At 46.9% G+C, this 11,439-nt stretch carries 11 protein-coding genes; 7 read left to right on the top strand and 4 right to left on the bottom strand.

The features are described from left to right. Positions 1-336: 336 nt before the first annotated feature. A complete protein-coding gene (locus V9K67_RS22275) occupies positions 337-1,071 on the bottom strand; it encodes a hypothetical protein (protein ID WP_336726422.1) in 735 nt (244 codons plus the stop codon). Positions 1,072-1,442: 371 nt separating this feature from the next. Here V9K67_RS22275 and V9K67_RS22270 point away from each other — a divergent pair, with 371 nt between their 5' ends. Continuing rightward, a complete protein-coding gene (locus V9K67_RS22270; RefSeq protein WP_336726421.1) occupies positions 1,443-1,790 on the top strand; it encodes a DUF3024 domain-containing protein in 348 nt (115 codons plus the stop codon). A 77-nt stretch (positions 1,791-1,867) separates the two neighbouring features. Here V9K67_RS22270 and V9K67_RS22265 read toward each other — a convergent pair whose 3' ends face one another. Together V9K67_RS22265 and V9K67_RS22260 are read right to left on the bottom strand one after the other, a co-directional pair. Next, positions 1,868-2,668, bottom strand: coding sequence for a tetratricopeptide repeat protein (locus V9K67_RS22265; protein ID WP_336726419.1), 801 nt, complete (start codon positions 2,666-2,668; stop codon positions 1,868-1,870). A gap of 166 nt (positions 2,669-2,834) precedes the next feature. Next, positions 2,835-3,518, bottom strand: a complete 684-nt coding sequence (locus tag V9K67_RS22260; protein ID WP_336726418.1) for a hypothetical protein — start codon at positions 3,516-3,518, stop codon at positions 2,835-2,837. 202 nt (positions 3,519-3,720) lie between these two features. On the opposite strand from V9K67_RS22260, the gene V9K67_RS22255 reads away from it, so the two are divergent. From V9K67_RS22255 to V9K67_RS22240, 4 genes are all read left to right on the top strand, one after another. Further along, positions 3,721-4,383: a recombinase family protein gene (locus V9K67_RS22255; protein ID WP_336726416.1), complete on the top strand. Its 663-nt coding sequence runs from the start codon at positions 3,721-3,723 to the stop codon at positions 4,381-4,383. Between the two features lie 135 nt (positions 4,384-4,518). Next, positions 4,519-5,814, top strand: coding sequence for an AAA family ATPase (locus V9K67_RS22250; RefSeq protein WP_336726415.1), 1,296 nt, complete (start codon positions 4,519-4,521; stop codon positions 5,812-5,814). After that, positions 5,798-6,598: an HNH endonuclease family protein gene (locus tag V9K67_RS22245; RefSeq protein ID WP_336726414.1), complete on the top strand. Its 801-nt coding sequence runs from the start codon at positions 5,798-5,800 to the stop codon at positions 6,596-6,598. Before V9K67_RS22250 ends, V9K67_RS22245 begins: the two co-directional genes overlap by 17 nt. A gap of 130 nt (positions 6,599-6,728) precedes the next feature. After that, a complete protein-coding gene (locus V9K67_RS22240; RefSeq protein ID WP_336726412.1) occupies positions 6,729-7,070 on the top strand; it encodes a hypothetical protein in 342 nt (113 codons plus the stop codon). A gap of 88 nt (positions 7,071-7,158) precedes the next feature. On the opposite strand, the gene V9K67_RS22235 is transcribed toward V9K67_RS22240, so the two are convergent. Beyond that, the gene (locus V9K67_RS22235; RefSeq protein WP_336726410.1) at positions 7,159-7,506 is read right to left on the bottom strand and encodes a hypothetical protein; all 348 of its coding nucleotides are present in this window, start codon (positions 7,504-7,506) and stop codon (positions 7,159-7,161) included. 1,398 nt (positions 7,507-8,904) lie between these two features. Here V9K67_RS22235 and V9K67_RS22230 point away from each other — a divergent pair. Together V9K67_RS22230 and V9K67_RS22225 are read left to right on the top strand one after the other, a co-directional pair. Beyond that, positions 8,905-10,431, top strand: coding sequence for a PAS domain-containing sensor histidine kinase (locus V9K67_RS22230; protein WP_336726407.1), 1,527 nt, complete (start codon positions 8,905-8,907; stop codon positions 10,429-10,431). Positions 10,432-10,801: 370 nt separating this feature from the next. Continuing rightward, positions 10,802-11,206 carry a response regulator gene (locus V9K67_RS22225; protein WP_336726405.1) on the top strand — a complete coding sequence of 135 codons (405 nt, stop codon included), beginning with the start codon at positions 10,802-10,804 and terminating at the stop codon, positions 11,204-11,206. The last annotated feature ends 233 nt before the right edge of the window (positions 11,207-11,439 follow it).

Raw genomic sequence — 11,439 nt, 5'->3', positions numbered from 1 at the left:
CAATCATTCATTTTAAAGCGCCGAAAATCATCTCTTAGCAACATCAAGAAATTGTCCGAAGACTTGGGAGTATTTCAAAGTCCTGAAACGCAGCTTTTGTCCTCCTACTAATTAGATCCATTGATTCCGGTTGATTTATTTACCTTTTAAAGGTGTAATGATCCTAATGTTTACTTATTTATTTATCAATAAATTATATCATTTTGCAAATGTAAAAAAGCAATTAAGTACAAATGTGCAGATGTGAAAATGTGCAAATTATAGACAGGCTAAATTAAATATTTTTCCATCTGGCGCCGCCTCTTGAGTGCTTTGGGCGCTGAACAGCTATTGAATTCAAAAGGTATGATGCATCAAACTACTGATTTCATCAATACCTCCACTTAATGCTTTTTTGATAAGTTCCTTTTTTGCCTCGTTCAAAACTTCTTGAAATAGTTTAATGCCATGCTTTTTTACTTTTGCAAAAATTTTGGAAAGCTTCCTAATAACATTCTTTTTAGTTAAGTTCTGAATATTTTCCTTTAGGTCTTGAGTTTCACATATCAGTTCTTGAATTTTTACATCTCGGTTATCTTCCTTTTTAAGTTCTGATTCAACATAGGTCAAAAGCTTATAAAGAAAGATTTGCTTTTCATGTTCAAACGGCTTTATATATGCGTCATCATCTACGATTTCAAACTCATGAAATAGTTCTTCTTCATACTGCTGTGTAATAAAGTCTTCCTCACTTAAGTTTATCTCGTTGTATTGTCTTAATAAACTTATCCAATAATTGAAGTTTTTTACTACTTCGGGTAACGCATTATTAAAAGTTGCATTTCTTTCAATTGAATGCTCATTATGTGGTACAAATTGGAAATGGAAAAATGAGCGGTGGTCTGAAGTTTGATTTGGGGTTGTAACTTGAAAATAAAACGATGGGTGTTCTTTATCCCTAAAAAGAAGTAAGGATTTATCATCGTCTATTTTATGTATAATGTCTTCATTTTCAAAAGTTAGCTTTTGGAATTCTTTTAGAAGCTGATCAGTATCCTTTAATAAAGATAACGGAAGGTTCTTTTTATTCATTTATTTTTTAATTTTAAGAGTAGTACAGGGATATAAATGGTCCAACTCGAATTTATGGGTTTATTGGTCATGGGAAAATATAGGGCTAGTTTTTTATTCCCTCGGAAAAGCGATGCTGCTTAGCGCTTATTTTCTTATCCTTTTGTAACTGAAAGGAATAGTCGTTTAGGCTTTTCTTTTTTTGAGAGGAGCTTGAGACAGTATGGTTCATAGTGTCTCACTTTTCTATTTCCATTCTTTTTTTCTTGGTGGGATCGATTCTGGAGGCATCTTTAAGGGCAAATACTACATTATCGGCACATTTCCAAATTATTTAGGGATGGCAACTGCCGGCTGCTGTAGGCGATTCAAATCTTTAAAAGCAAAATGAAATGGCGACAGATGTCCTTCAAGCGGTTGAAGTTATAGAGGCTATGGAAAATTTCCTTGAAAGGCGGCGGCCACCGGAAAAAATCCGCCACCAGGTGGACCTTTGTTATCGCATCGAAGATCAGAGCGTGATTATAGTGGAACTGCGGTCACGCCTGGATAAGCCGGACGAAACCATTGAGATACCTGTTGCCAAAGCCACCTTTGTGAAAACGGAGAACCAGTGGAAGGTTTTCTGGCAGCGGGCTGATCTGAAATGGCACAGTTATTCTCCCAAGCCGACCGTAAAGAACATCCGGGACTTTGTAAAGCTTGTTGATGAAGATAAACAGGGCTGCTTTTGGGGTTAAAGGCAACCTTTAATGTGCCCCAATTCCCGGACGGCAGAAAGGGGAAGCAATAAAAAGGAACACTGCAAAAGCCTTCCTTAATTCTCCTGCAAGAACCGCTTTAGAGCCTTATCGTTTTCCCATAATTCCCTTGTATCCTCCCAGTAGTAGTAGGCCTGCAGCCGACTGCCCACCGTGGCCAGTCCGCGGAACGACCGCTCAAATTCATCCTTGGGAAGGACGTGGGTGGTACTGGCCACCTCCTGGGCCACATAGGGGAACTTCTCCTTTGCCTTTTGCCACCGGTATTTTGCACGGTCCATTTCGCCTAGCCGGTAATGGGCCAGTACACAGGCAAAGACGAATTCCGGGGAGGCGGTTTCGCGAAGCTTCTTGTCCAGGGCCAGAAATTCCAGGTATTTACTCAGGTTCAGGTAACATTGGGGCAGCAGATAGCGGACACCGGGGTTATCGGAGGGGTTCACCCGCAGCATGAAATCGAAAGTGGCGATGGCTTTTTCATAGCGTCCCTCCTGCATGTACTCCACTCCTACGGCATGAAAGGTTCTCAGCAGCGGCCGGTTTTCATAAAAACCCCAGTGGATTTTATCCCTGCGGGAATTAAAACTCTCTGGAATGGCCTCAAGCGCGATGCCGTTGGCCTTGCAAATGAGGGCGTTGCCTTCTATTTTCCTTTTGGTATCGTTTAAAAGGAAGCCCAGGTGGAGGATCGCATCCATGTGAGCGCTGCCGGTGAGGGAAATGATCCTCTTCAGGGTTTTTTCCGCCTGTTTAGGCTGGTAGTCCATCGTTTCAACGGCATTCCAGAACTCTTCGGAGTATTGTTCAACGATATCGGGATAAACCATGCGCCAGTTGCCGCCAGCGTCTTTGTTCAAATAAGGCAGTTGTGTCATGGGCTTTAGGGAGACCGGTACCCGGAGAGGTTTTTAAAGAGAATAATTTTCATTTAGTATTAGCTTGGAGCTTGAGAACTCAAAAGCAAAATACCTGCAATAGCCTTTGGGATTGCCCTGCTGTTGGTTCCCTTACGCGGCTTCCAAATCAGTGGCCTCTTAAAGCCTTGTTGATTGCATTTTCAACACGATAGTTTTCCATGTTTTTCTTAAATGTGTAATAAGAATCAATGGCTTCTTGTTCCGGCATGCTTCCAATACTATCGACGTACATGTTTGTGTGTCCCGTCTGAACATGCATTCTCCAGAACAAAATCATCGTAGCGTATAAAGCTCCCATTAAGATTTTGTTTTTTGCAGCACTTATGCCGACCCCGCCCAGATTTAACCATGGACGTAAAATAAGGGCAATATTTGGATCGCAGAACAGTTTGTCAATGGACTTAAAATCAATTAGTTCGAACTTTCCGTCTACGGTTAATATAAGGGAGTTGATTGTGTCGTCGTTCCCTGCCGTAATGGTTTGAACCATCATTTCTTTTGATGGGAGGTCCGGAAGTGCTAACCTGTTCACCTCTACATGATAATAAAGTCTTGGCAGCTCTAATCCTTTACTTTTTTCCGTTGGCCTTACTAAATATTCCTGACCCTCAACGTACACAAGTTGATCCGGTATTTGCAATTCTATTACCTCATTCAATGAAAGAGCTTTATCGTGGAAGGCCTTATGGAAGTCCGGATTGCTTGCAACTCGTTGAAACGATCCGTCCTGCTGTAACCGGAAGGTAGCCCAGTCCGGGTTTCTCAGCTCCAAAAAGAAGGTATTGATCATTTGCAGCTTATTAATTGTTATAGGGCCTGAAAACTGATCTTAGGTACCGAAAGGTCAAACTTTCCGAAAAGATACAATGTTTGGCCATTTTAGGTGCCAGCCTGTCAAGCTGTCTATCTTCTAATTAAAAAATAATTTCATTTTGAGTACAAGTAAACGTCCGTTTACTTGTACTCAAAATGCCTATTTTTGATCCCGAACCATGAAAAAAGCGATTCCTTACTACCGTGTGTCCACCGACCGGCAGGGCCAGAGCGGTTTGGGCCTGGAAGCCCAGAAGGAGGCTGTGCGCCTGTTCACCCTCCAGCATCAATACGAGGTGACAAAAGAGTTCACCGAGATCGAGTCGGGCAAGAAGAACAAGCGCCCGGAGCTGGCCGCTGCCCTGGAGGAGTGCAAAAAGCAGAAGGCGACCTTGGTGATCGCCAAACTGGACCGGCTTTCCCGGAACCTGCATTTTATCTCCGGGATCATTGAGTCCGGTATCGACTTCAAAGCTGTAGACATGCCCGACGCCAATAAGCTGATGCTCCAGATCCACGGCGTGTTCGCGGAATATGAGCGCGACCAGATCAGCGCCCGTACCATAGCAGCCCTGCAGGCGGCCAAGCGTCGGGGCGTGGAGCTGGGGCGCCATGGAAAATATGTGTTATCGGTAGAGAACAGCGAAGCTGCAAAGCAATTTGCCATGGAGCTGCATTCCAACATCGTTGAAATTAGAAGTGAGGGGATTACCTCCGGGCGGGCAATCACAGCAGAGCTGAACAGAAGAAAAGTGCCTACCTACCGCGGAAACGGAGGTAAATGGCACCTGAAAACCGTTCAACGTCTGTTGAATCGGTTACTGAATGAAAATCTCTTGTAAGCGGATTGGTGCGGCAGGCTTTCTTAGTTCGGAAATTACAATCTTTCACACGGCGGCCTCCCGGATCAGCAGTTGGTCGTACGGAAAGGAGCAATTGTCCGTATGTTTACTGTATGGGCGTGAAAAATAATAAATATGTATCTTAATAAGATAACAATCAATAACATCAGGTCTATTTCAAATTTTGAAATGGCTTTTGACAAACCGGAGGGATGGCATGTTATCATAGGGGACAATGGCTCGGGCAAGTCCACTATTGTCCGGGCAATAGCACTTGGTATCATCGGGCCCGCAGATTCCAGGGCCTTACGAATTAATCTAGGGGACTGGGTGAAAAAGAACGCTGAAGAGGAGGGCTTAATTCATCTTTTGGTGACTAAAAGTGATGTTGATAGTAAAATCGGACAAAGCCGTCCCAGAACGAAGCCATTTGACGCCAAGTTGACGATAAAGCAAATGCCCACCAGCGGCTATATATTAGAGGGAAACAAAGGTGCCCCGCATGAAAATATCTGGAGTAATGCCGGCGGCTGGTTTTCCTGTGCATTTGGTCCGTTCCGCAGGTTTACCGGCGGGGAAAAAGACTGGTTGAAAGTTTACTATTCCGATCCGAGGACTGCAGCGCATCTTTCGATTTTTGGAGAGGACGTGGCACTTACCGAAGCGATCGACTGGCTGACCAATTTACATATAAAAAGCCTGGAGAGGGCCGGCAGTACAGATTCTGCCCCTGCAACAGAAGAAGGTGCCATCCTGGAAATGCTGAAAAAATTTCTGAACGAAGGCGGATTGCTGCCGCATGGCACACAGCTGCATTCGATCAGCAGTGAGGGTGTTTCCTTTATCGACGGAAATAATGTGGTAATTGATGTGACCCAAATGAGTGATGGCTACCGGTCCATTCTGAGTCTGATATTTGAACTGATCCGGCAGATGGTTCGCGCCTATGGCTCTAACCAGGTCTTTAAAAATTTTCATAAGGATATTTTCATTATTGACCTTCCCGGCGTGGTACTGATTGACGAGATCGATGCTCACCTGCACCCCACCTGGCAGACCAAGATCGGTGAGTGGTTCCTGAGGTATTTTCCTAAAATGCAATTCATTGTAACGACACATAGCCCCCTGGTCTGCAGGGCTGCTGAGAAGGGCACTATATGGCGATTGCGCGTTCCAGGTACGGACGTTCCCTCAGGTGAAGTAACGGGAGTGGATCGGGAAAGACTGATCTATGGCGATTTGCTGGACGCATACGGTACTGAATTATTCGGGAGAAATGTTACCCAGTCACCTTCCGGCCAGGAGATATCCGAGCGGCTGGCAGCCCTGTCTTTAAAGTCTTTTAAGGGAGAATTGTCGCAAAAGGAGCAGAAAGAGTTCCTGGATCTCAAAACTATAACCTCACATATTAACGATGCTGCATTTAAATGATATTGCTTTACCCGCAGCTGCAGTAACATTGCTGAATACCTACCAGGGAGAAGTGGATGCGATGCCGACCTTTCCGGAACGGGTAGCAGAAGCCAAAAGGCTTTTTTCCCTTCGTAACAAGCGGAACAATCCTGCTTTCAGGGAAGTGCGGAAAAATCTTGCCGAGATGTCCGGCGGTACGGAACGATGCAATTATTGTGAAGACAGCAAAGGCGATGAGGTCGAGCATATTTATCCTAAAAATTTTTACCCGGAAAAATGTTTTCAATGGACCAATTACTGCTATGCATGTGGACCCTGCAATGGGCCCAAAGACAACCAGTTTGCAGTTGTTGAAACTGGTACGGGTAATGAAGTTCTTATTGATAAGTTGCCGGCAGGAGCTAATATTCCCTCCGGATACGTCCTCCTGATTAATCCCCGCACGGAAGATCCCATGGAATTTCTGTTTCTTGATATAGTGAACACCTTTAATTTCACTCCTTTTAAATCTGGTGCAAAGGAGAAGAGAAGAGCTGAATACACAATTGATGTACTTGGTTTGAACTCAAGGAGTTACCTCGTAAAGGCAAGGAAATACGCCTACCTGAGCTACAGGGCGAGGCTGCGCGAATATGTACATAAGAAGGATGCTGGCGTGTCCCAGGTTGAACTGGATGCTTTAATAGAAGCGCAAAAAAGCGACCACCATCGTACCGTGTGGTGTGAAATGAAAAGACAGCGGAGCTTGATTGCTGAAATAGATCGTTTGTTTAATGAGGCGCCTGAAGCATTGACCTGGTAAAATCAATGACATTATTACATCATTCCGCTTCTATTCGAAAGGATCCTTACAAATAGCGGACTGCTCCTCAGTCCTTAAACGGGGATGAATGGCCGGCCCATTTATTTGGAAATTGTAAACTGTATTGGTGATGAAAGCATATGCTACAGGGGATTATGCCATTTATTGGGATAAGCAGCAGAAGAAATTGGCTGCGAATAAAATAAAGAAAATTTACCCTATCCGCAGGCAAGGCAAGGACACGGACTATTTATTTCTGGAAGCTGCTCAGGATATCTATGCTGATGATCTCATTGCCGTTGTTAAGGTAATTCGTCCCAGTGGTTCGGAATTTATTAGCTACCGGAAAATTATACAAATAAATGAGTCTGCAGTGCCTGCTGAATCTGCGACTACTCTGCAGGAGTTTTTGGAGGCAACTTTTAAGCAAGGTACCCTTGAAGATTTTTTGGATGAACAGGATTTGGATTAGGGAGCGCGGAAGTATTTGAAGCGTGGCCGCATTAAGGGCCTGATTACCAATAGCTGCTGCCTATCTCCTGGACCTACTCAAGGGGCGCTTACCAGTATTGCTCTATGAACCCACTACCGACCCGGGCCATGTAAAAGTGAGACTGGTGGAAAAAGGGGGCAGCCCGCTGCAATTCAGCCTGCAGGAAGCTTTCTGCTTTTTCGCGGCTGGAAAAGGAGCGCCTTAGAATTGCTGTCCGCCCATCTTCGCAGTAAGCTGCTTTGAGAGGGTGGTTGCAAAAGATACGAAAGTCCACCTGGAATCCTTTATTACCAGGGAGGGGAAAGATATAGGAATAGACAGTATCAAAATTGGCGTAGTAATACTTTTCGTTCTGGAACTCTTTTTTCCAACGCCGGAGCCGGGCGGCGAGTGAAAGGCCCAGCAGGTCCCTCATGTAAAACATATAGTCCATCACTTCAGCAAATATTATTGGTCGGATTAAGCTTTTAAATGGTAGCAATCGTTTAGCATGGCAAAAGCCGGAAAATCAAGCCGTCCTCTGTTCTAAGGAGTCGGTTTTTGAGAAAACAGGGTACAAAGATAGAGGGGCATAACGGAGCGCGCAGGGGTTTGTGGAATGTATAAGTGAAAATTCTTTTGTTTAATAAGTTATTAGTCTTAAAGTTAGAGCCATGCTAAAGGACCGGTAATTCCCGAAAGCCAACAGCCAAGTGACAGAAGCGAACTATTGAGCATATTGGGTAGGTTCTCCAACTTCTGCCGGTGCCCGCCCCATAACCCTGAATAGCCAGGATATGGCGGGCGTCGACATGGTGGAAAGAATGCAGAAGGGATGGATAAACCGCCAACACATACTGTAAGCTCCCTACCGACAGCCTAGACATGGTAAAATTTTAGATGATTACACCATACCCCTATATCTGAGGAAAGATAATAAAGGCATACTCCCAAAGGCGGAGTATACCTTTACCTTATAAAAGCAACTATGAAAATGGGTAGAAACAAGGGCAAGGTAGTATACACACTGGCCTGGCCGCAGCTTTTTGAAAACTCTAATTTTATTTTAATACCTCTCCAGCCGTCATAACGGAGCTGCTCCTATTGCTTTGAGCCAGCTGGGTGATGTCTGGTAATTGATAGACCTTGCGCTTTCTTTTTCCCTTTTTTATACAAGACGGATGGAATAAGCTAAGAAGGGCAGCCTTCCCGGCGGAAAGTTGCCCTTCCTGAATGCTCTATTCTCCCAGCGGGAATGGCTGTTAATAGGCTTTGCGCAATATATCAGCAAATTCATCCTGCAAAGGGCTTTCCTCCACTGCCTTGGCCGCCTGCTCCACATCCTAGACAAAGCGCACAAGCTCCACCTGCACTGCTTCCCCGGTCTGCGGAAACTGTTGTCGTTAATGGTCTGCAGCACATAACAGCCCTTGGGGTTGCCGTCCTTAGGCTTGCTTACCGAACCGAAATTGACGGCATGGCGGAAACGTACGCCTTACTGCGGCTCAGCAGGCAGGACAGGGTGATAGGGCTTATGGGTATGGCCAAAGCACAGAATGTCCGCCCCGGCCTCCTGGATCAAGTATTGATGAAAAGTATCTAGTGAAGGCAGAGTAATAATCAAGCAGACACGGCCATCGGCGAAGGGTGCGAAGTTGAACATCAGAACGGGGACCTATCGCAGAAATGGAGCGAAATGGCCTATTAAGACCGTTCATATCCTTTTGATGCGGCTACAATAATTGCCATAGGTTGGGAAAGGAAGCTGATCAAGGGATGGTTTTGTCCTGTTTCACAAACGAAAGTTTTTAACTTGTGGTTTTCCAGATCAACTATGGATGAAAAAATGGACGACACGGCCCTCTATTGCGAATTCTTTGACGCCCAGCCCCAGGGCCTACTGTGGGCACGGCCCGTTTTTGAGGGCCAAAGCCCCACACCGGTGGATTTTGAATATGCCTACTGCAATGAAGAGGGCAGTAAAATCTTCAACCTTACGCCAAAGGAAGTGGTGGGACGCCGCCTTTCCGAGGTGCCCGGCCTGAGCAGTGAAACCAAAGCAATCATCCTTCGCCAGATGACCGACGTCTACCTGACGGGGGAAAGGGCCACCTTTACGGTGTTCAACCCGTTCGTCCGGCGGTATTTTAAGGCCCTGCGCACCCGGGTACGGAACGGCGTACTCAACATCCTGCAGGACATTACCTCCCTCATGGAAGCCCAGCGTGCCGTGGAGGATTCCGCCACCAAACTGCAAACCATTATCAACCGGTCGCAGACAGGCATCTTTACAGCCACTCCCCTGAGAAATGAACAAGGGGCGATCACCGACTTCCGTTTTGTACTGGTAAACGGTGCGGTAGCCGCCTACCTGGGCGAGAAACCGGCAACACTGGCGGGAGAAACGGGCAGCAAATGGTTCCCGGACTATAAGACCAATGGGCTCTTTGAGCGGTTTCGCGATACCTTGGAAACCGGCAGGATGAACCGCTTTGAATTTCATTATACGGGAGGTGGCATAGACGCCTGGATCGATATGATGTGTACCTCCCTGGGTGACGAGATCCTGGTCACTTTCTCGGATTTTACGGCCGTCAAACAACTGCAACTGCAGTTGCATCAATCGGTAGAGGAACTCCAGCGTTCCAACGCCAGCCTGGAGGAGTTTGCCTATGCGGCTTCTCATGACCTGCAGGAACCCCTGCGGAAAATCCAATACTTTTCCGAACGCCTGAAAAGCGGCCTGGCCGGTTCGCTTTCTCCCGAAAACGCCCGCCTGCTCGACCGCCAGGAACATGCGGCGGCTCGCATGAAAGGGCTCATTGATGACCTGTTGGCGTACTCAAAAGTAAGTGCCGCCCCCAACAGGCAACAAACAGTAAAACTCCGGGAGGTGGTGGGCGACGTACTGCACGACTTGGAAGCTTCCATTAGCCAGAGTGGTGCCCAGCTGCATATAGACGAATTGCCCGAAATCCACGGAGATCCCCCACAACTGCGCCAACTGTTTCAAAACCTGGTCGGCAATGCCCTTAAATACCGCAGGAAAGATATCACCCCGGAAATCTTTGTCCGGTACCGGGAGGTGCACGAAGGCGACCCTCTGCTCCGGGAGCTATCCCTCAGCGGTGGCGGGCCTTATTGCCTGATAGAGGTCGCCGACAATGGCATTGGCTTTGAGCCGAAGAATGCCGAAAAGATATTCCACATTTTCCAGCGGCTGCACGGACGATCAGAGTATCCCGGGACCGGTGTGGGACTGGCCATTGTGCAAAAGGTGGTGGCGAACCACAAGGGCGCTATCCGGGCGCTGGGCCAGCCAGGAAAAGGAGCAACCTTTCAGGTGCTGCTGCCGGCCTAAAGCTCCGGACCCGGCCGCTTTTTTAAAATACTTCTGGGGCCGGGCTTCGGGCTTTTTATTTTCCGGTCCATCCTGCCTACTCTTTGTCTAAACGATTAAACTGGCTGTTTCGGCTCCACATGCGGCCATTTGCCGCTTCGGAATAATATAAAATAAATATTCTATTCTATATTTGCGTTCCCTATCCATCCGAAAGCGCTGCTTCCAGTCTCTGGGAGCCAGGCTGGCAATGCGTACTTTTACCTGCGATTGCATCCAAAATAACTGTTACCTTTCACCGGAGCGGCTTTTTCTTTTCCGCATTACCCGGTAAGGTGAATGATATAATCCTGAAAAGGCGGGAACAACAGGACCATAAGCTGGTAACCATATGCGCTATATACTTTTAGTCGATGATGATGCCGATGACCGGGACGCCCTCAAAGAAGCCTTGCAGGAGGCCGGCTCGCCCCATTCCTTCCTGGAGGCGCAGGATGGCAGCCACGCCCTGGAGCTCCTCCAGGACCTGAAAGTGAAGAATCACCTTCCTTGCCTAATTGTGTTGGACATCAATATGCCCCGGATGGATGGCCGGCAGGCCCTTGTTTCCATCCAGGCCGACAGGGCGCTCAGCTCAATCCCGGTAGTGATCTTTTCCACTTCCTCCAACGATGCCGACCGGTTATGGTTTGCCGGCAAAAACGTTCCCTTTTTTACCAAGCCCGCCCAGTATTCGGCCCTGCTCCAGGTGGCCAGCCGGCTATTGGATTATTGTCCCTGGAATGGCTTGAACTGACCGCGGTACCCCCCGGATCGTAACAGGGGCATGTGACGGCTTATAAGCTTTCTTATTTCCAGGGCACCTTATTGGGATTGAGCATTTCCTTAGGGTGCTGCCTCCGGAAAGCCGGTTCCTTTGGGGTATCATTCTGACGAAACGGCGAACGGTGCCAAAAACAAACCCCTGTGGAAACAGGGGTTACAACCAAAAACTAACTGCTTGGAAAATAGAAGTTTACCAAGGTGAAG

Source organism: Huijunlia imazamoxiresistens (assembly GCF_037132455.1).
GTDB lineage: Bacteria > Bacteroidota > Bacteroidia > Chitinophagales > Chitinophagaceae > Flavisolibacter > Flavisolibacter imazamoxiresistens.
Note: the sequence above shows the minus strand (reverse complement) of the source record. Positions and strands in the feature narration are given on the sequence as shown.

Coding starts and splice junctions, on each gene's coding strand:
- V9K67_RS22275 (WP_336726422.1), bottom strand. CDS start 1,071: ATGAATAAAAAGAACCTTCCGTTATCTTTATTAAAGGATACTGATCAG.
- V9K67_RS22270 (WP_336726421.1), top strand. CDS start 1,443: ATGGCGACAGATGTCCTTCAAGCGGTTGAAGTTATAGAGGCTATGGAA.
- V9K67_RS22260 (WP_336726418.1), bottom strand. CDS start 3,518: ATGATCAATACCTTCTTTTTGGAGCTGAGAAACCCGGACTGGGCTACC.
- V9K67_RS22255 (WP_336726416.1), top strand. CDS start 3,721: ATGAAAAAAGCGATTCCTTACTACCGTGTGTCCACCGACCGGCAGGGC.
- V9K67_RS22250 (WP_336726415.1), top strand. CDS start 4,519: ATGTATCTTAATAAGATAACAATCAATAACATCAGGTCTATTTCAAAT.
- V9K67_RS22245 (WP_336726414.1), top strand. CDS start 5,798: ATGCTGCATTTAAATGATATTGCTTTACCCGCAGCTGCAGTAACATTG.
- V9K67_RS22240 (WP_336726412.1), top strand. CDS start 6,729: ATGAAAGCATATGCTACAGGGGATTATGCCATTTATTGGGATAAGCAG.
- V9K67_RS22235 (WP_336726410.1), bottom strand. CDS start 7,506: ATGAGGGACCTGCTGGGCCTTTCACTCGCCGCCCGGCTCCGGCGTTGG.
- V9K67_RS22230 (WP_336726407.1), top strand. CDS start 8,905: ATGGATGAAAAAATGGACGACACGGCCCTCTATTGCGAATTCTTTGAC.
- V9K67_RS22225 (WP_336726405.1), top strand. CDS start 10,802: ATGCGCTATATACTTTTAGTCGATGATGATGCCGATGACCGGGACGCC.